This window comes from Mycobacteroides sp. LB1 (genome assembly GCF_013449725.1).
In the GTDB taxonomy this organism is placed as follows: domain Bacteria; phylum Actinomycetota; class Actinomycetes; order Mycobacteriales; family Mycobacteriaceae; genus Mycobacterium.
Map to the genome: position 1 here is coordinate 1,124,161 of NZ_JACCFF010000001.1, position 17,923 is coordinate 1,142,083.

At 64.2% G+C, this 17,923-nt stretch carries 22 protein-coding genes and 1 pseudogene; 6 read left to right on the forward strand and 17 right to left on the reverse strand.

The genetic code is table 11. The features are described from left to right. Entirely contained in the window at positions 1-978 is a 978-nt protein-coding gene (locus MLB1_RS05555) for a cutinase family protein (protein ID WP_180748670.1), read from the reverse strand. A 190-nt stretch (positions 979-1,168) separates the two neighbouring features. On the opposite strand from MLB1_RS05555, the gene MLB1_RS05560 reads away from it, so the two are divergent. From MLB1_RS05560 to MLB1_RS05570, 3 genes and pseudogenes are all read left to right on the forward strand, one after another. Continuing rightward, positions 1,169-2,020 (forward strand): alpha/beta fold hydrolase, encoded by an 852-nt coding sequence (locus MLB1_RS05560; RefSeq protein WP_180748671.1) that lies wholly within the window; start codon positions 1,169-1,171, stop codon positions 2,018-2,020. A gap of 65 nt (positions 2,021-2,085) precedes the next feature. After that, positions 2,086-2,792: pseudogene (locus MLB1_RS05565) on the forward strand (alpha/beta hydrolase family protein). Continuing rightward, a complete protein-coding gene (locus tag MLB1_RS05570; protein WP_180748672.1) occupies positions 2,785-3,660 on the forward strand; it encodes a PaaX family transcriptional regulator C-terminal domain-containing protein in 876 nt (291 codons plus the stop codon). Before MLB1_RS05565 ends, MLB1_RS05570 begins: the two are co-directional and overlap by 8 nt. A gap of 4 nt (positions 3,661-3,664) precedes the next feature. On the opposite strand, the gene MLB1_RS05575 is transcribed toward MLB1_RS05570, so the two are convergent. The 12 genes from MLB1_RS05575 to rpsJ form a co-directional block, all read right to left on the reverse strand. Next, positions 3,665-4,006 carry a hypothetical protein gene (locus MLB1_RS05575; RefSeq protein WP_180748673.1) on the reverse strand — a complete coding sequence of 114 codons (342 nt, stop codon included), beginning with the start codon at positions 4,004-4,006 and terminating at the stop codon, positions 3,665-3,667. 220 nt (positions 4,007-4,226) lie between these two features. Continuing rightward, positions 4,227-4,544, reverse strand: a complete 318-nt coding sequence (gene rpsQ, locus MLB1_RS05580) for a 30S ribosomal protein S17 (protein WP_180748674.1) — start codon at positions 4,542-4,544, stop codon at positions 4,227-4,229. Beyond that, positions 4,541-4,777, reverse strand: a complete 237-nt coding sequence (gene rpmC / locus MLB1_RS05585; RefSeq protein ID WP_180748675.1) for a 50S ribosomal protein L29 — start codon at positions 4,775-4,777, stop codon at positions 4,541-4,543. Before rpmC ends, rpsQ begins: the two co-directional genes overlap by 4 nt. After that, on the reverse strand, positions 4,777-5,193 hold the full coding sequence (rplP, locus tag MLB1_RS05590) for a 50S ribosomal protein L16 (RefSeq protein ID WP_180748676.1): 417 nt from the start codon (positions 5,191-5,193) through the stop codon (positions 4,777-4,779). The genes rpmC and rplP overlap by 1 nt, the downstream gene beginning before the upstream one ends. A 2-nt stretch (positions 5,194-5,195) precedes the next feature. Next, positions 5,196-6,038, reverse strand: a complete 843-nt coding sequence (gene rpsC / locus MLB1_RS05595) for a 30S ribosomal protein S3 (protein WP_180748677.1) — start codon at positions 6,036-6,038, stop codon at positions 5,196-5,198. Continuing rightward, positions 6,038-6,553: a 50S ribosomal protein L22 gene (gene rplV / locus MLB1_RS05600; RefSeq protein WP_180748678.1), complete on the reverse strand. Its 516-nt coding sequence runs from the start codon at positions 6,551-6,553 to the stop codon at positions 6,038-6,040. The genes rpsC and rplV overlap by 1 nt, the downstream gene beginning before the upstream one ends. Beyond that, on the reverse strand, positions 6,550-6,831 hold the full coding sequence (gene rpsS / locus MLB1_RS05605; RefSeq protein ID WP_180748679.1) for a 30S ribosomal protein S19: 282 nt from the start codon (positions 6,829-6,831) through the stop codon (positions 6,550-6,552). The genes rplV and rpsS overlap by 4 nt, the downstream gene beginning before the upstream one ends. A gap of 12 nt (positions 6,832-6,843) precedes the next feature. Further along, on the reverse strand, positions 6,844-7,683 hold the full coding sequence (rplB, locus tag MLB1_RS05610) for a 50S ribosomal protein L2 (RefSeq protein ID WP_180748680.1): 840 nt from the start codon (positions 7,681-7,683) through the stop codon (positions 6,844-6,846). A gap of 28 nt (positions 7,684-7,711) precedes the next feature. Beyond that, on the reverse strand, positions 7,712-8,014 hold the full coding sequence (rplW, locus tag MLB1_RS05615) for a 50S ribosomal protein L23 (RefSeq protein ID WP_155937265.1): 303 nt from the start codon (positions 8,012-8,014) through the stop codon (positions 7,712-7,714). After that, a complete protein-coding gene (rplD, locus tag MLB1_RS05620; protein WP_371750562.1) occupies positions 8,014-8,676 on the reverse strand; it encodes a 50S ribosomal protein L4 in 663 nt (220 codons plus the stop codon). Before rplD ends, rplW begins: the two co-directional genes overlap by 1 nt. Then, positions 8,676-9,329, reverse strand: a complete 654-nt coding sequence (gene rplC, locus MLB1_RS05625) for a 50S ribosomal protein L3 (protein WP_180748681.1) — start codon at positions 9,327-9,329, stop codon at positions 8,676-8,678. Before rplC ends, rplD begins: the two co-directional genes overlap by 1 nt. 14 nt (positions 9,330-9,343) lie before the next feature. Continuing rightward, positions 9,344-9,649, reverse strand: a complete 306-nt coding sequence (rpsJ, locus tag MLB1_RS05630) for a 30S ribosomal protein S10 (RefSeq protein ID WP_003883485.1) — start codon at positions 9,647-9,649, stop codon at positions 9,344-9,346. 397 nt (positions 9,650-10,046) lie between these two features. Between rpsJ and MLB1_RS05635 the strand changes: the two genes are divergently transcribed. The 3 genes from MLB1_RS05635 to MLB1_RS05645 all read left to right on the forward strand — a co-directional run bounded on the left by MLB1_RS05635 (position 10,047) and on the right by MLB1_RS05645 (position 12,589). Beyond that, entirely contained in the window at positions 10,047-10,715 is a 669-nt protein-coding gene (locus MLB1_RS05635) for a pyridoxal 5'-phosphate synthase (protein ID WP_180748682.1), read from the forward strand. Between the two features lie 70 nt (positions 10,716-10,785). After that, on the forward strand, positions 10,786-11,256 hold the full coding sequence (locus tag MLB1_RS05640; RefSeq protein WP_180748683.1) for a hotdog fold domain-containing protein: 471 nt from the start codon (positions 10,786-10,788) through the stop codon (positions 11,254-11,256). 76 nt (positions 11,257-11,332) lie between these two features. Next, complete coding sequence (locus tag MLB1_RS05645) at positions 11,333-12,589, forward strand: cytochrome P450 (protein WP_180748684.1); 1,257 nt, start codon at positions 11,333-11,335, stop codon at positions 12,587-12,589. Positions 12,590-12,685: 96 nt separating this feature from the next. On the opposite strand, the gene MLB1_RS05650 is transcribed toward MLB1_RS05645, so the two are convergent. The 4 genes from MLB1_RS05650 to eat are packed head-to-tail and all read right to left on the reverse strand — an operon-like array spanning position 12,686 to position 17,898. After that, a complete protein-coding gene (locus MLB1_RS05650; protein WP_180748685.1) occupies positions 12,686-14,188 on the reverse strand; it encodes an acetyl-CoA acetyltransferase in 1,503 nt (500 codons plus the stop codon). A gap of 47 nt (positions 14,189-14,235) precedes the next feature. Next, positions 14,236-15,021 carry an ethanolamine ammonia-lyase subunit EutC gene (gene eutC, locus MLB1_RS05655; protein WP_180748686.1) on the reverse strand — a complete coding sequence of 262 codons (786 nt, stop codon included), beginning with the start codon at positions 15,019-15,021 and terminating at the stop codon, positions 14,236-14,238. Beyond that, the gene (locus MLB1_RS05660; RefSeq protein WP_180748687.1) at positions 15,018-16,421 is read right to left on the reverse strand and encodes an ethanolamine ammonia-lyase subunit EutB; all 1,404 of its coding nucleotides are present in this window, start codon (positions 16,419-16,421) and stop codon (positions 15,018-15,020) included. Before MLB1_RS05660 ends, eutC begins: the two co-directional genes overlap by 4 nt. 7 nt (positions 16,422-16,428) lie before the next feature. Next, positions 16,429-17,898, reverse strand: a complete 1,470-nt coding sequence (eat, locus tag MLB1_RS05665; protein WP_180748688.1) for an ethanolamine permease — start codon at positions 17,896-17,898, stop codon at positions 16,429-16,431. Between the last annotated feature and the right edge of the window lie 25 nt (positions 17,899-17,923).

Below are 17,923 nucleotides of genomic sequence, written 5' to 3' on the forward strand. Positions count from 1 at the left end.
TTACTGATCACCGGCGGGACCCGGCGGCGGGCCGTGTCGGGCGGGGTCGAGCGCGGGTGCGCTCGACGTTGACGCGTTGGCGTCAGGAGCATCTGATGCGGGCATCATCCACGCCGGCGCCTTTCGCGTTGGCGTCGCGGCCGCGGGCTTTGGCGCGGAGGATGCGGGCGCCACCGCTGCAGACGGGGTGGACGATGGTGCAGCCGCGGATGAGGTTGCACTCTTGGACGTGGCCGAGTTGGAGGAGCTCGTGGCGCTGGTGCTGCTCGCGGCGGCCGCGCTGCTGCTGGCGGTGATGGCTGTCAACCGGTTGACGACGAAATCAGCAGCACGATCGGCCGATCCATCCGATTTGTACTGCATGTGCGGCCCCAGACCACCACCATTCGGATCGCAGATCCCGTCGCCGGGATTGCAGATGTCAATCACCTTGCTGCGCTGGGAATCCTTGATCGACAGCTCCAGACTCATCCCGTTGACCTGCCAATTCCTGGGATTTCCAATGAGCACGATCGCGGCGACCCGCTGCTCCAGATCGGTTGGCAATGGGTTGTTGAAGGTGAGCCCCGTCCCGTTGGTGCCCATCAACACGTCGACCACAGCAGCGCCCTGGGAGAACCCGCCGAGCACGAACTGCGTATTTGGACAGTTACGCGCCACCTCTTGGACGTGGAAGCTCATGTCATTGGCACCATCGCCGGCACGGACCCAGTCAAAACTGGCTGGGTAGTTGACGGCGTAGATGTCGACGAACTTGTTCGGCAGTCGGTCGGTCAGTTCGTCGGTAAAGGCCTTCCCCACGTCTCCAAGGCCCGGAGAATCGTTGGTACCGCGGGCGAAGGACACATCCACGTCGGGACAGCCGGCTGCGTTGGCCGTTGGCCAGTTGTCGCTATGAGTGGCGAGTATCGCGGCTACCGCCGCCGATAACGAGAAAATCGAAACCCCGACCGATCCACGCTTGACGTATCGGTTCATTCGTCCAGCGTAGTTCCCTGGCAGAGCTTCTTGGCGGTGTTGGAACTACTGGAAAATTGTCATCCGAGACCAGCGCTAGGCAAGGCCTCGGGCGCTCACCTTCTCGTGGCTGCGGCCCCTCGAATCCGTCGCCGCCCACTGAGCGGGCGCCGATGTAACGCAAAACTGAAACACGTTCTACTCTTGTCTCGTGGACGTGACATACGAGGGCACCAAGAAAGAACTGGCCACCAATGAAGGCGTGCTGCGCTATCACGAGGCCGGCGAGGGTGAGCCGCTGATCCTCCTGCACGGCTCCGGCCCCGGCGTGACCGGCTGGCGCAACTACCGCGGCAATCTCGCGGTTTTCGCCGAGCACTTCCACACCTACGTCTTGGAGTTCCCGGGCTTCGGCGTCAGCGACGCGGTGCAAGGGCACCCGGTCCTGACGGCGGGCGCCTCGGTCATCCGGTTCATGGACGGCCTCGGCATCGAATCGGCCGCCATCGTTGGAAACTCGATGGGCGGCGTCGTTGGTATCAACCTCGCGATCAAGCACCCCGATCGCATCGCCAAGCTCGTCACCATCGGCGGTGTCGGGCCGAACATCTTCAGCCCGAGCCCCAGCGAGGGCCTGCGGTTACTGCAGGAGTTCACCGATGGCCCGGACCGCGACAAGCTGGTCCGCTGGCTCAACTCCATGGTGTGGGACCCGGCCGTCGTCACCGAGGAGCTCATCGAGGAGCGGTGGGAAGCCGCGATCAACCCCGACGCACATAAGACCGCGCAGCTGATGTACGGCTCCAAAGCCTTTGCAATGCAACAGAAGTTCCTCGCGAACGCCGACATCCCGCCGTACTGGGCGATGATGCACAAGATCAAATGCCCGACCCTGCTCACCTGGGGTCGCGATGACCGCGTCAGCCCGCCGGACATGGCGATCGTGCCGATGCGGCTCATCCCCAATGCCGAACTGCACATCTTCCCCAACAGCGGCCACTGGGTGATGATCGAGGCCAAGCAGGCCTTTGAGCAGACGGTCGTCGACTTCCTGCGCCGTTAAACACCTATTAAACTCAAAACGGACGTATCTGATACGTTCGTTTTATGATGCCGAAGCAGCGCACGCTGCTGATCGCTGTCGCGAGCGTGATTGCGCTCGCCACCAGCGCCGGCATCTGGGTGATCGTCGCCAACGATTTCGCGATCCACGAAGAGCAGGTGATCGTCCCCGGCTCGGCAGAGCCGCTGCATGGGGTCCTCGCGCTGCCACCACAAGGCAAGGGCCCCTATGGCCTCGTCGCCTTCGTACACGGTGACGGACCGGCCGATGCCACCCGCGACTCGTTCTACCGCCCGATCTGGGAATCGCTCGCCAGGGCCGGATACGCGTCATTGGCATGGAACAAGCCGGGGATCGACGGTGCCCCCGGCAATTGGCTGAACCAGAGCATGCACGACCGCGCAACCGAGGCAGAGGCCGCGATCACGTGTGCCCGCGGACGCTCCGACATCGACCCGAAACGCATTGGCGCATGGGGTATCAGCCAGGGCGGCTGGGTTGTCCCCGAGCTGGCCGTGCGCCAGCCGGATATGCAGTTCGTCATCCTCGTCGGCGCCGCGGCCAACTGGCTGCGGCAGGGCGAGTACAACCTCGTGGCCGAGATCCGCGTGCCTCGCACAGCCTTGCGAGAGCAAGCCTCGACAATGTCCACGGGATCCGCACCGTCCTGGTCGCCACCTTCGCGCCGCGCTCGCTATACGCACCCGGGTACCTGGATAACCTCCGACACTATGTTGAACAGACCGACAGCGGGAAGGTGAAGCTTGGATAGCGATCAGGACGACGCGGAGGTCACCACCCGCACTCTCGTCGAGAGCCTGATCCGCGAGGATGCCACCGTTGACGCCGGCGAGCTTTACGACGTGGCCAACGCGTTGGGCATGAGCGATCAGCAGGTTCGCCTCTGTATCAAAAGGCTGGCCGCCGAGGGACGGTTCACCCAAGACGGACGCGGGCGCAAGGCCATATTGCGCGCAACGGAACGGACCCGCACCGCCATCGAACCCGACCTGGAGTTCGTCCGGTTCATGTATGCCCAGGATCGCGGTGAGGCGCGGTGGGACGGCCGCTGGCATCTGGCGGCTTTCGGCATCCCGGAATCGATGAGGTCCGCCCGCGACACCATGCGCAATGCCATTGTGCGTCTCGGCGGAGCGCTGATTCAGGGCGGGCTATACGTTTCGGCCAACCCGTGGGAAGACCACATTCTGACTCTCGCAACCGAACTCGACGTGCGTGCGCACATCTCACTGCTGACGACTGAGGACCTGGCCGTAGGCGATAGCCGAACGGCACCCGATCTCGCCCGGCGCCTTTGGCCGCTGGACCGTATCGTCGATGGCCATCGACGGCTACTGGCCGCGGCGCAACGGCTCAAGCCGGCCATCCCAGGCGCGTCGCGCACCGAACACCTCAGAATCGCCATCACGCTCGCCGCCGAATTCACCCGAGCGATCGAACCTGACCCCCTGTTGCCGCCGGATCTCCTCCCCCAACCGTGGACCGGCACGGCCGCACGCGCCGCGGTGGCCGAATGCTGGGCCGACCTTTTGGAGGCCGAACCCGCGCAGCCGATTCGGCTATTTCGGTGGTATGCCGAGGTCGTCCAGGAAGTCACCCGCCCGATCAACACCTCGTAATCGCTCAGCGCGGCCACTGATCCGAGCGCCACAGCCGCCATGTCGATACTGCGCCCAGCATCACGGCCAGGATCGTCAACGTGAACCAGAGCCATTGCCATGTCGCGGGCAGGGGGGTCAACACAATGAGCGCCACCAGGTATGCCGCCGCCGCGGCCCGCAGCCGGCGAACATCCTCTGTCCGGCGGTGAATCCCGTTGGTGGCCCGGCGCCACACCACGAGATTGAGTGCGAAGGACCCGGCCAGGAACGCCAGGCCCGTCAGTTGCACCCACTCCGGCTGTGCCTCGACCGCCACCGGGAGCGAAAAGGGCAGGGTCACAACAGCCAGTACCAAGGCAGACACAGCCTCGATTAAGACCAAGCGCCGTGCGGGCCGCAGCTGGCGAAGCTCACAGACCAGTCGCCCTCGATCCGGCAAGGCAACCTCCCTCGACCGCTCTACATTAACTATCTATTTGCATACGATCGTATGGTATTCGATAGATAAATGAGGAGTTTTGCGGGTTTACAACGAAAAAACGCGCCGCCCCTTTTCGGGTACGGCGCGCATTTCGCGTATCTGACTACTTGGCCTTCTCGAGAACCTCGACCAGCCGCCACCGCTTGGTGGCCGACAGCGGACGGGTCTCCATCAGCGAGACGCGGTCGCCGACACTGGCGTCACCGTTCTCGTCGTGGGCCTTGACCTTCGAGGTGGTGCGGATGATCTTGCCGTACAGCGCATGCCGGTGACGGGCTTCGAGTTCGACGACAATCGTCTTCTGCATCTTGTCCGACACCACGTAGCCGATGCGGGTCTTCCGACGTCCGCGCAGCTGCTCGGTGGCCGGGGTGTGCTTCGGTCCCGGTACAGTGCCGGCGTCCTTTGTCTTCTCGCTCACTTGCTGTCCTCGCTATCGGGTCCGGCGGCCAATCCCAGCTCACGCTCACGCATGACGGTGTAGATGCGCGCGATCTCCTGGCGTACCGCACGTAGCCGACGGTTGTTGGCGAGCTGACCGGTGGCCATCTGGAAGCGCAGGTTGAACAGCTCTTCCTTCGACTCACGCAGCTTGGTGATCAGCTCGTCCTCGGTGCTTTCCCGCAGTTCGCCAGCGGAAACTCCCACTGTCATCAGAACTGCTCCTCTCGTGTGATGATGCGTGCCTTGATCGGCAGCTTGTGGATCGCGCGCGTCAACGCCTGGCGCGCGGTCTCTTCGTTCGGGTAGCTCAACTCGAACAGCACACGACCGGGCTTAATGTTCGCAACCCACCATTCCGGCGAACCCTTACCGGAGCCCATGCGGGTTTCGGCGGGCTTCTTGGTCAGCGGACGATCGGGGAAGATGTTGATCCACACCTTGCCGCCACGCTTGATGTGCCGGTTGATGGCGATACGAGCGGACTCGATCTGCCGGTTCGTGACGTACGCGTGGCCCAGCGCCTGGATGCCGTAATCACCGAAAGCTACCGTGGTACCGCCGGAGGCGGTGCCCTTCTTCTTCGGGTGATGCTGCTTGCGGTGCTTGACCTTACGGGGAATCAACATGTTCAGTTCTCCGTGCTTGTCTCGGCCGCCGGAGCCGCAGCCTCGGCGACATTGGCGGAGGTATCCCCGCCTGATTCCACGGCGGCACGACCGGCTTCAGTGCTCGTCGCGGTGGTACCCGAGGCGCCACTGCGACGCGGACGGGCACCGGCCGGACGCTCACGGCGCGGACGGTCTCCGGCTGGCGCAGCAGCCGTGGCGGTGAGCTCACGCTTGCCACCAACGATGTCGCCCTTGTAGATCCATACCTTCACACCGATGCGGCCGAAGGTGGTCTTGGCCTCGTACAGGCCGTAGTCGATATCGGCACGCAGCGTGTGCAGCGGCACGCGACCCTCGCGATAGAACTCCGAGCGGCTCATCTCAGCACCGCCGAGGCGGCCCGAGCACTGCACCCGGATGCCCTTGACGTTGGGCTGGCGCATGGCCGACTGAATTGCCTTGCGCATGGCGCGACGGAACGCGACACGGTTGCTCAGCTGCTCGGCCACACCCTGAGCCACCAGCTGCGCCTCAGCCTCGGGGTTCTTCACCTCGAGGATGTTCAGCTGCACCTGCTTCTTGGTCAGCTTCTCCAGGTCGGCGCGGATGCGGTCGGCTTCGGTGCCACGACGGCCGATGACGATGCCGGGACGCGCGGTGTGGATGTCGACGCGAACCCGGTCACGGGTGCGCTCAATCTCCACCTTGGCGATACCGGCACGCTCCAGGCCAGTGGCCAGCAGACGACGGATGGCCACGTCTTCCTTGACATAGTCCGCGTACTGCTTGTCGGCGTACCAGCGGGACTTCCAGTCGGTGGTGATACCGAGTCGGAAACCGTGCGGATTGATCTTCTGGCCCACTAGCGCGAGCCTCCCTTCGCATCAGTCTTGTCCGTCGCGGCGCCAGCGGCGCTCGACGCCGTCACTTTCGCCTCAGCGGTGGTCTTCTTGGCGGCAGCCTTCGAGCCCTCAGCCCGGCGGGTGCGAGAGGCGGCTGCCGACTTACCGGCCTTGCCGTCCTGCTTCGGCCGACTCTCCACCACCACAGTGATGTGGCTGGTGCGCTTGCGGATCCGGAAAGCACGACCCTGCGCGCGGGGACGGATGCGCTTGGCGGTCGGGCCCTCATCAGCGAAGATCGCCGATACCACAAGGGTGGACGGGTCAAGTCCGTCGTTGTTCTGCGCGTTGGCGGCAGCGCTGGCGATGACCTTGGCCACCGGCTCGCTGGCGGCCTGCGGCGCCCACCGCAGGATGTCGATGGCGACGGCCACAGGCTTACCGCGCACCAGGTCGATGACCCTGCGCGCCTTGGACGGCGAGACCCGCACGAAGCGGGCCACCGCCGTCGCCGAAGGAAATTCGGTAGTTGTCATCGCCGCTTGCTCTTTCGGTCGTCCTTGATGTGACCCTTGAAGGTCCGAGTCGCCGCGAACTCGCCCAGCTTGTGACCAACCATCGCCTCGGTGACGAAGACGGGCACGTGCTTACGCCCGTCGTGCACCGCGAAGGTGTGGCCGATGAAGTCGGGGATGATCGTCGAACGCCGCGACCAGGTCTTGATGACCTGCTTGGTGTTCTTCTCGTTCTGGACGTCGACCTTCTTGAGCAGATGGTCGTCGACGAACGGGCCCTTCTTGAGGCTGCGTGGCATCGCTGGCTACTCCTAGCGCTTGTTCTTGCCGGTGCGCCGGCGTCGGACGATGAGTTGATCGCTCGCCTTGTTGGGCTTGCGGGTGCGACCCTCGGGCTTACCCCACGGGCTAACTGGGTGGCGACCACCGGAGGTCTTACCCTCACCACCACCGTGCGGGTGGTCGACCGGGTTCATCACGACACCACGGACGGTGGGGCGCTTGCCCTTCCATCGCATACGGCCGGCTTTACCCCAGTTGATGTTGCCCTGTTCGGCGTTACCCACCTCGCCGACGGTTGCGCGGCAGCGCACGTCGACACGACGGATCTCACCGCTGGGCATACGCAAGGAGGCGTAGGCGCCTTCCTTGCCCAGCAGCTGGATGCCAGACCCCGCGGAGCGGGCGATCTTGGCTCCACCACCGGGACGCAGCTCGACGGCGTGGATCGTGGTACCCGTCGGGATGTTGCGCAGCGGCAGGTTGTTGCCCGGCTTGATGTCGGCGTTGGCGCCCGACTCCACCACATCGCCCTGCGAAAGCCCCACCGGCGCGATGATGTAACGCTTCTCGCCGTCCAGGAAGTGCAGCAGCGCGATGCGCGCGGTGCGGTTGGGGTCGTACTCGATGTGCGCGACCTTGGCGTTGACACCGTCCTTGTCGTGGCGACGGAAGTCGATCAGCCGGTAGGCGCGCTTGTGGCCGCCGCCCTTGTGACGAGTGGTAATGCGGCCGTGCGCGTTACGGCCACCAGTGCCGTGCAGCGGACGGATCAGCGACTTCTCGGGAGTCGAGCGAGTGATCTCCGAGAAATCTGCAACACTCGAGCCACGGCGACCCGGAGTCGTCGGCTTGTACTTGCGAATTCCCATGTCTTCTCTAAGTCCTCTACTCCCAGCGCTAGGCCGGGGCTCCAAACAGGTCGATCGGCTTGCTGCCCGGTGCCAGGGTGACGATGGCGCGCTTGGTGCTCTTGCGCTGTCCGAAACCGGTGCGGGTGCGCTTGCGCTTGCCCTGCCGGTTGGCGGTGTTCACCGAGGAAACCTTGACGCTGAAGATCTGCTCGATCGCGATCTTGATCTGCGTCTTGTTGGAGTCCGGGCGAACCACGAAGGTGTAAACGTTGTCTTCGATCAACGAATACGACTTCTCCGAGATCACCGGGGCCAGGATGATGTCGCGGGGGTCAGTGATGGTTGCCATCAGGCTGACACCTCCTCTTTCTTCTTGGCGGCCGCGCTGATAAAGCCATTGAGCGCCTCGACGCTGAACACCAGATCGTCGGCCTTGAGCACGTCGTAGGTGTTGAGCTGGTCGTAGGCCAGCACGTGCACATTCGGCAGGTTCCGGACACTCTTCACCGCGGCCAGATCGTCGCGGCCCAGCACCAGTAGCAGTTGCTTGCGGTCGCTGATCTCGGCCAGGAACGCCTTGGCGCTCTTGGTCGAGGGCTCCTGCCCGGCAACCAGTTCGGTGACGGCGTGGATGCGGCCGTTGCGGGCCCGGTCCGACAGCGCACCGCGCAGCGCGGCGGCGATCATCTTCTTGGGCGTCCGCTGGCTGTAGTCACGCGGCTGCGGGCCATGTACGACGCCACCACCGGTGAACTGCGGAGCACGGGTCGAGCCCTGACGGGCGCGGCCGGTTCCCTTCTGCCGGTACGGCTTCCTGCCACCACCGGACACCTCGCCACGACGCTTCGTGGAGTGCGTGCCCTGGCGGCCGGCCGCCAACTGAGCGGTCACCACCTGGTGCAGCAGCGAGATATTGGCTGGGGCGTCGAACAACTCGGCGGGCAGCTCGATGGAGCCGTCCGTCTTGCCACCCGGAGCCTTGACCGTGATTGTCAAAAGATTCTCAGACACTACTTCTCACCTCGCTTGACAGCGGTGCGGACCACAACCAGGCCACCCTTACGTCCGGGGATGGCACCCTTGATCAGCAGCACGCCATTTTCGGCATCCACCTTGTGCACCACCAGGTTCTGGGTGGTGACGCGATCACTACCCATACGTCCCGACATCCGGGTGCCCTTGAAGACACGGCCCGGGGTGGCGCAGCCACCGATCGAGCCGGGACGACGGTGCACAGCCTGCGCACCGTGGCTCGCGCCCTGACCGCTGAAGCCGTGACGCTTCATGGTTCCGGCGAAGCCCTTGCCCTTGGAGGTCCCGGTGATGTCGACATACGCGCCATCGCTGAAGATCTCGGCGGTCAGTTCCTGACCCACCTCGTACTCGGCGGCAGCAGCTTCGTCTTCGAGACGCAGCTCGGCCAGGTGGCGGCGCGGGTTGATCCCGGCGGCGCTGAACTGACCAGTGACCGGCTTGGTCACCTTGCGCGGGCTGATCTCACCGAACGCGAGCTGGATGGCGCTGTAGCCGTCCAGCTCCTGGGTGCGGATGCGGGTCACCACATTGGGTCCGGCCTTGACGACGGTCACCGGGACAACCCGGTTGTTTTCGTCGAAAACCTGTGTCATACCCAGCTTGGTGCCCAGAATTCCTTTTCTTGCCATGGTTTCTGGATCTCCTACTGAATATTCACGTCGACGCTGGCCGGCAGGTCGATGCGCATGAGCGCGTCAACCGTCTTGGGCGTCGGGTCAAGGATGTCGATGAGCCGCTTGTGGGTGCGCATCTCGAAGTGCTCGCGCGAGTCCTTGTACTTGTGCGGCGACCGGATAACGCAATACACGTTCTTCTCGGTCGGCAACGGCACAGGCCCAACGACACTCGCGCCGGTACGGGTGACCGTCTCAACAATCTTGCGCGCCGAAGCGTCAATGGCCTCATGGTCGTAGGCCTTGAGCCTGATGCGGATCTTCTGTCCCGCCACGCTTCCTACCTCTACTGTCACTGGGTCCGGAGCACGTTCTCACGCGCAACCCGATACCGCCGCTGTTTACCTGTCGTAGTTCACCGACCCCCGCGGTCGGGCGTGTCGCCCGCTCGCGCAGTCGTCCGCGTCGAAAATTCTCGTCGCGTGGACTGGGCCGAAGCGCCCGTAAGGACGCTAGTGGTTCGCCGCCTCCGTTAGCAGCGCACACTGGGGCGACCCAGGGCGCTGCAACCGGTTCACGGCAACCCGAACAGTATGCCTTATTCCCCCGCGTCCTCAAAATCCGGGCCGAATCCCGACTGTACCCACCCAGCGGCGGCAACCGAGAGCCCCTGACCTGCGGTTCCGAGGACGTCTGGAACGCTAGTACAGATCCCGTTGAGGAGGTTGTGACGTGCATTGGCAGAAAGCCGACGGAGGGCGTTCATTCCTGCGGGCCCTGCCCGTTCTGGCCGGCAGCGCCCCACCCTTTGACGTTGGCGATGCCCCCGCCGAACCGCTCCCCTTGTTCATCGAATGGATCGAACAGGCAGCGCAGGCCGGCGTACTGGAGCCGCATGCCATGACGATCTCGACGGTCGATGCCCAGGGTGCACCCCGCGCACGAGTGCTGATTTTGAAGGCCATCGACGAGAGCGGTTGGCATTTCGCGGCGAGTTCGTTGAGCCAAAAGGGACGTGACCTCTCCTCTCACCCCGCTGCCGCACTGACCTTCCATTGGCCGGCGCTCGTCCGGCAGGTACGGGTGGTGGGCCCGGTTGTCGACGACGGTGCGCAGGCGAGCGCCTTGGATTTCCTGGGCAGGCCGATCGGATCCCGCGCGATGGCACTGACGCTTCGGCAGAGCCAGCCTCTCGCGGATGCCGCGGAGATCGACGCCGAGATCGAGAAGGCGCACCGGAAGCTGGCGGACGATCCTGATCTCGTACCCGATGAATGGGTGTCGTACGCGGTGCAGCCGACGCAGATCGAGTTCTGGCAGGGCTCCCCCGACCGGAAACACCTGCGGCTCAGTTATCAGCGAGTTGACGACGACTGGGAGCGCATCCAGCTCTGGCCGTGAGACGGCCATGCCTGCCTCGACCCGGCGGCCGAGGCACCTGCGTACCTTACTTTCGAGTAAGGTACGCATTGTGAGTGCATCCCCGACCTACAAAATCTGGCAGCGTCTGCAGAACAAGCCCGGCGGCTCCGCCCTGTTCTCCGCCGCCATGATGGCCCGCGTTCCCTACTTCGCTTCGGTGGTGCCGCACGTGCACCGAATGGAACCGGGCTACTGCGAGGTGACCGCTCCCAAGTGGTACTTCGTCTACAACCACCTCAAGACGTTCCACGCGATCGCCGCGTGCAACCTGGCCGAGGTCGCGATGGGAATGCTGATGGAGGCCACCACCCCGTCCTCGCATCGCTGGATCCCCAAGGCGATGAACGTGCAGTACCTCGGCAAGGCCACCACCTCGCTGCGGGCGGTTGCCAAGCTGGAGGGCCTCGACTTCGCCTCGATCACCGAGGGCACCGACGTCGTCGTGCCGATCAGCATCACCGATCGCGACGGCAAGGAAGTGGTGAGGGCAGAGATCACCACCTGGGTCACGCCCGCCTAGTCAGTTCCCGAGCAGTGCGGCGGAAATTTCAGCCGTTAGGGACAAATCTATGGTGTGCCGCGCGCACACTCCGGCTATGGCCACCGCACTGTCCGAAATCGAAGACGCCGGCCGCCTTTTGGCCGACCCGACCGCCTACACCGACGAGTCTCGCCTACACGCCGCGATGACCCTGCTGCGCCGCGAACAACCCGTGGCGAGGGTCGTCGCCGACAACTATCGACCGTTCTGGGCGATCACCAAGCACGACGACATCATGGATGTCGAGCGTGACAATTCGCTCTGGGTCAATGAACCTCGTCCGCTACTCATGAACCTTGAGCAGGAGGCCGAGCTGGATAAGCAGGCGGCCATGGGAATCGAGCTCAAGACCCTGGTCCACATCGACGACCCCAAGCACCGCGTACTGCGCGCCATCGGCGCCGATTGGTTCCGGCCGAAGGCCATGCGGGACATGAAGATCCGGACCGATGAGCTGGCCACCAGGTACGTGAACAAACTGATGGACGCCGGCGGAACCTGCGATTTCGCACAGGACGTCGCGGTGCATTTCCCGCTGTACGTCATCATGTCGCTGCTCGGCATTCCCGAATCTGACTTCGACCGGATGCTCAAACTTACCCAAGAGCTGTTCGGCGGTGACGACACCGAATTCCAGCGCGGCACCACCCCGGAGGAGCAGCTCATGGCGCTGCTCGACTTCTTCGGGTACTTCAGCGGCCTCACCGCGTCCCGGCGCGAAAACCCCACCGAGGACTTGGCCTCGACCATCGCGAACGCGAAGGTCGACGGCGAGCTGCTCAGTGATGTCGACACCGCGTCGTACTACACGATCATCGCCACCGCCGGACACGACACCACCAGTGCCACCATCGCGGGTGGACTCGAAGCGCTTCTTCAGCACCCGGACCAGCTCGCACGACTACGCGGGAACCCCGACCTCATGCCATTAGCGGTCGACGAGATGATCCGCTGGGTGACACCCGTCAAGGAATTCATGCGAACAGCGACCGCGGACACCGAGATTCGCGGCGTACCCATCGCCGAGGGGGAATCGGTGCTGCTGTCTTACCCGTCGGGCAACCGCGACGAGGACACCTTCACCGACCCGTTCACGTTCGATGTTGGACGAGATCCCAACAAACACCTGGCATTCGGGTTCGGGGTGCACTTCTGTTTGGGGGCCGCGCTGGCCCGGATGGAGGTCAACAGCTTCTTCTCGGCGCTACTCCCCCGGCTGGAGTCCATCGAGATCGACGGGGATATCGCACGGACGTCGACCATATTTGTCGGCGGTATCAAACACCTACCGATCCGGTACACGCTGCGCTAACCCCCGCGTGAGCAGACGCCTATTGCACGCGAATCGCAGGTCGGCTGTGCACCGTGCCGGGGATACCTCCCGCCTGCGGGGGGCTGCTCGCCAGTTTTAGGTGAGTCGCGCGGAGCCGTCCGCGGCGACTTCGATTGACGCGCCGGCGATATCGGTGTTCACGATCTCGACGGCGGCGTCACGATCGTCAACCTTGGCGAAGGTGCGCGCCCCAGTGGGCGTGCGCACACTGACGAACGTCTGGAACGGCGATCCATCTCGCCCATAGTTGACGGTCCACGCTTCGACAGTTGCCGTGCCCGAATAGCCATCGGCCGCCTCGGTTGTGGGCTCTCCGTCGACCTCGGACTGCACGTCCTCGTACTTGAATCCAGTTGCAGGCGGCTCGGTTCCGTAGATTCCGAGTGCGTGCTTGGTCAGGTATCCACCGTTGGCCGTGATCAGTCCCCGTGTGCCGGGACGCTCACGCAGCCGTTCGGCCATGGTCGCGATGGCGTGGGTGACGTAGTTACACCAAGGGCCGCCGGCGAAGGTAAGTCCGCCGGTCACCGTGAGCGGCCGGGCCGGGTCGTCGAGCGGTAGCCCCAGCTCGGTGGCCGCAACCTGCACCGCCGATGGGAAACAGGAGTAGATGTCGATCAGGTCGACGTCATCGGTTCCCAGTCCGGCGAGCTCGAACACACGCTTGCCTGCGAGCCGAATGGCCGGCGACCGATGCAGCTCGTGACGTTCACTGAGCGCGAAGGTGTCGTTGGCGTGACTGCCGGCAAGCGGAAATATCCAGCGGTCCTTGGGAATTCGTAGCCGTAACGCTGTTTCCAAAGAGGTCAGCAGCACGACCGCACCCTGCTCGACCATATTGTTGGAGTTCATCAGCTTGGTGTACGGCGAGCTGATCCACCGGTTATCGGGGCCGGGTGTGGCGATTTCCTCTGCGCTGTATGCATCATTGGACCAGGCGTGCGTGTTGTTCACCGCCACCGCATTGAATCGCTGCCACAGTCGGGAAATCGCGATCCGATGATCCGCGATCGATACACCGCTTGCGATGCGAATCGCCTGCTCGAAGAGCGGATAGACGTGGCCGGGAGAGATCAGACCGATCGTGGTCTCGGCGCCGCCCACTTGATCCATGCGACCACCGAGAATCGTTGGTTCCGCGATGGATTCGTCCTGCGCGGTCCACACCGGCTGCACACCGGTGGCCATCATCTTGTTGCGCGAACGCCACATCTCGGCACCACCGATGAGAACAACGTCGGCGTCTCCGGCCAGGATGTCGGCAGCTGCATGGCTTACCAAGAGCTGCGGCGAGTTGCCGCTGGGCCCGGTGTAGAAGGTCCGCTTGGGTGCTGCACCCAGACGCTCGCCCAGGAGCACACCCGGGTCGCGGTACTTCCACGAGAAGATGTTCGCAACCGACACCGTGTCGATTGCCGCAAGGAGATCTGTCGTCCCCGCGTCCTCGGCGGCCAGCCGGGCGGCTTGCTCCATGAGATCGATGGGCTCGGGGATCTCGGAGAACGGGGTGTCAGCGTCTGTCCGCTGATTGACCTGCCCGGTACCGACGAGGACCGGCGTGCGAGGGTCGATGGCCATCCGCCGATGGTAACCAACCGCCCGGTTGGCCCCGAAGGGTCACCCTGTTAGGTGGACAGGGCGGGCCCCGCCCCCTCGATCTGGTGGCCCGCGCCGGTCATGTCCTTGAGGTCGACGCCGGAGCGGCCGATCTGACGCGCCCCCGCCACCAGCGCGGCCACGACCTGGGCCGCTTGGTCATAACTCAAGCCCTCGGGAGGATGGATATTGGAAACGCAATTGCGTTGCGCATCAGTGCATCCGACCATGGGATTGTGCGTGAGGTAGATCCCGACGCTGTCGGCGACCGAAAGACCCGGGCGTTCCCCGATGAGCACCAACAGGGTGTCGACGCCAAGTGCGGCGCCAATATGGTCGCCTAAAGCCACCCTCGCCTGAGTCGCGACGACGAGCGGCGCAATCGAGTACCCCCGGAGCCGCTGGTGCAGCGCCTGCAACAGCTGTACCCCGTGATCGTCGAGGGCTCGTGGCGACAACCCGTCGGCCAGCACAATTCCGATATCGGCACCGGACTCGGGGAGCACGTCGAGCGCGCCATCGGCGGGTGCGCGCCCCAGGTCCGGGCGGCGCAGGTATTCGGATCGATCGCCCGCCCGGCTGGTCACCAGCAGCGGCGTGCCCAATCCGAGTCCGTCGATCCGGCCGGCCAAAGCGCGGGCGTCCAGTGGCGTGTGTACGGCGTCGCGGGCCGCGGCGTGCGCGGTCCCGAACTCCAGAACTCTGGTCGTGGGCAGCGCATCACCACTTCGCCCCAATCCGATTCGCGACTGGGTGGATCGACGCAGCGTCTCCCAAATGTCCCGTGCCGCAACATTGTTGGCGACATCGCTCATAACAGCGCCCGCAATGGCGAGTCGTTGACCGGGATTTCACGCAGCCCGCCATCGCGTTCCAGCATGCCCATGCGGTCGAGCCAGTCATTGAACTCCGGGGCCGGGCGCAGGCCGAAGGTGCGGCGCGCGAACAGCGCATCGTGGAAGGACAGGCTCTGATACCCGAGCATGACGTCATCGGCCCCGGGCACCGCGATGACGAAGGCGACACCGGCAGCCGTGAGCACGGTCAGCAGGACATCCATGTCATCGGAGTCGGCCTCGGCGTGATTGGTGTAGCAGACGTCGACCCCCATCGGAAGTCCCAGCAGCTTGCCGCAGAAGTGGTCTTCCAGTCCCGCCCGGATGATCTGCTTTCCGTCGTAAAGATATTCCGGCCCAATGAATCCCACAACGGTATTGACCAGGAGTGGTTCCACCTCGCGCGCGACCGCGTAGGCGCGAGCCTCCAGCGTCTGCTGGTCTACCGGAACGCCTCCCACGCCGATATGCGCTCCGGCCGACAACGCGGACCCCTGACCGGTTTCCAGATACATGACGTTGTTACCCACGGTGCCGCGGGCCAACGAACGTCCGGCCTCGTTCGCCTCGCGCAGCAGCGAGAGGTTGACCCCGAAGCTCTCGTTGGCGCCTTCGGTCCCGGCAATCGATTGGAATACCAAGTCCACCGGCAGATTTCGTTCGATGAGCTCCATGGTGGTGGTGACGTGCGCGAGCACACATGACTGCGTCGGGATATCAAATCGCAATCGGATGTCATCGATGAGACGCAGCAGGTCGGCCGCGGCATGCGGGGAATCGGTCGCAGGGTTAATGCCGATGACAGCGTCGCCGCACCCCAGCAGCAGGCCGTCCAGCGTGGCGGCGGCGATCCCGCGCGCATCGTCGGTGGGATGGTTGGGCTGCAGCCGGGTCGCCAGCGTTCCCGGCAGGCCGATGGTGGTGCGGAAGGCGCTGGGATTACGCACCGCGGCGCCAACCGCGATGAGGTCCTGATTACGCATCAGCTTGCTGACCGCCGCCACCATCTCGGGAGTCAGCCCGGGAGACAAATCCTTGAGGGACTGCGCCCCATGGGGTTTGGTGATGGTCTCCAGTAGCCAATCACGGAAATCGCCGACGGTGAGATGTGAGATGACCGCGAATGCCTCGGCGTCATGACTGTCGATGATGAGCCGGGTGACCTCGTCGGTGTCGTACGGCACGATCTCTTCGGATAAGAACGTCGCCAAGGGCACCTCGGCGAGTACCCAGCGCGCGGCGGCCCGCTCGGCATCCGATTGCGCCGCGCATCCTGCGAGTTCATCACCGGATCGAGGCGGCGAGGCCTTCGCGAGAACTTCGGCGAGCGATCCGAACTGGTAGGTGACCGGCCCGGCGATGTGGCGAAAGGTGCTCATAATATGCCTATTTCACTTCTTTTTCGGCTTCTGCAAGCGCCGCGAACTCCTCGTCCGGGGAGTTCGCTACCAAATGATGACGGCTGTACAACCCAAAGTACGCCATAAACAGCAGGAACACACCGAACGTGGCGAACGCCGCGGTGGTATCAACGATGAATGTCGCCACCACGGCCGCACAGGCGATCACCAGGGCGAACCCGCTGGTGACGATGCCGCCCGGGGTGCGGTACGGGCGCTCCATCTCGGGCTCGCGGACACGCAGCACGATATGGCTCACCATCATCAGCACGTAACTCAGTGCCGCACCGAACACCGCCATGTTCAGCAACATCGCGCCTTTTCCGGTGAGCGACAACAGGAATCCGATAAATCCGGGGACGATGAGCGCTAGGAGCGGGGCCTTTCGACTGTTGGTGACGGATAGCCCGGTCGGCAAGTAACCGGCCCGCGACAGCGCGAAGGTCTGTCGGCTGTAGGCGTAGACGATGGAGAAGAAGCTGGCGATGAGCCCGGCCAACCCGATGTAGTTGACGGCCTTCGCGACCGTGGTCGTACCCAGTGCCTCGACTAGAGGATTGCCCGACTGGCCCATCGCCTCAGCTCCCCCGACCCCGGGCACCAAGAACAGCACGGTTGTCCCGGTGATCACGAGCACCAGCATGGCCATCACGATGCCGCGTGGAATGTTTCTGGCCGGGTCGCGGGCTTCTTCGGCGGCCAGCGGGACACCCTCGATGGCCAGGAACAACCAGATGGCGAACGGCACCGCCGCCCAGATACCCAGGTATCCATAGGGTAAGAATGCCGAAGCACCCGTGGCTGTTTCAGCGACCGGGATATTGGTCAAGTTGTGTATATCGAACTTGCCGACCGCCCCCACGGCGAAGGTGATGAGGCCGACCAACGCGATACCGGTGATGACGAACATGGTCTTGAGGGCCTCACCCGCACCGCTGAGGTGGATGCCGATGAAGATCGCGTACGCGGCGAGATAGATCCACCAGCCGTCCTTGAGCCCGAACAAGTGCAGCGACTCGACGTAGCTGCCGATGAATGTCGCGATCGCGGCCGGTGCAATGACGTACTCAATGAGAATCGCCGTCCCCGTGGCGAATCCACCCCAAGGCCCCAGCGCGCGCCGCGCGAAGGTATACCCGCCGCCCGCGGTCGGCAGCGCGGACGACATCTCCGCCATGCTGAGCACCATGGCGAGGTACATCGCCGCGATGATGACCGCCGCGATGGCCATCCCCCCGAATCCGCCCTTGCTCAGCCCGGTGTTCCAGCCCGCGTAGTCGCCGGAAATCACATAACTCACCCCGAGCCCGGCCAGTAGCACCCAGCCGGCGGTACCCGATTTCAGCGTGCGCCGGGCGAGATAGTCGGCACCTTCGAGGTGTGATTGGACACCCGCATGCTCGTGCGGTGCGTCGACGGCTTCACTGGCATTCGTGCCTCTATCGGTGCTGGACATCGTCCAATTGTGCGTGCGATGGCCC

Bases quoted from the DNA above. Each gene is read 5' to 3' on its own strand.
- MLB1_RS05660 (WP_180748687.1), bottom strand. From the start codon at position 16,421: ATGAGCACCTTTCGCCACATCGCCGGGCCGGTCACCTACCAGTTCGGA.
- rplC (WP_180748681.1), bottom strand. From the start codon at position 9,329: ATGGCAAGAAAAGGAATTCTGGGCACCAAGCTGGGTATGACACAGGTT.
- eat (WP_180748688.1), bottom strand. From the start codon at position 17,898: ATGTCCAGCACCGATAGAGGCACGAATGCCAGTGAAGCCGTCGACGCA.
- rplB (WP_180748680.1), bottom strand. From the start codon at position 7,683: ATGGGAATTCGCAAGTACAAGCCGACGACTCCGGGTCGCCGTGGCTCG.
- MLB1_RS05650 (WP_180748685.1), bottom strand. From the start codon at position 14,188: ATGGCCATCGACCCTCGCACGCCGGTCCTCGTCGGTACCGGGCAGGTC.
- rplW (WP_155937265.1), bottom strand. From the start codon at position 8,014: ATGGCAACCATCACTGACCCCCGCGACATCATCCTGGCCCCGGTGATC.
- rplP (WP_180748676.1), bottom strand. From the start codon at position 5,193: ATGTTGATTCCCCGTAAGGTCAAGCACCGCAAGCAGCATCACCCGAAG.
- MLB1_RS05645 (WP_180748684.1), top strand. From the start codon at position 11,333: ATGGCCACCGCACTGTCCGAAATCGAAGACGCCGGCCGCCTTTTGGCC.
- rpsS (WP_180748679.1), bottom strand. From the start codon at position 6,831: ATGCCACGCAGCCTCAAGAAGGGCCCGTTCGTCGACGACCATCTGCTC.
- rpmC (WP_180748675.1), bottom strand. From the start codon at position 4,777: ATGACAGTGGGAGTTTCCGCTGGCGAACTGCGGGAAAGCACCGAGGAC.
- MLB1_RS05555 (WP_180748670.1), bottom strand. From the start codon at position 978: ATGAACCGATACGTCAAGCGTGGATCGGTCGGGGTTTCGATTTTCTCG.
- eutC (WP_180748686.1), bottom strand. From the start codon at position 15,021: ATGAGCGATGTCGCCAACAATGTTGCGGCACGGGACATTTGGGAGACG.
- rplV (WP_180748678.1), bottom strand. From the start codon at position 6,553: ATGACAACTACCGAATTTCCTTCGGCGACGGCGGTGGCCCGCTTCGTG.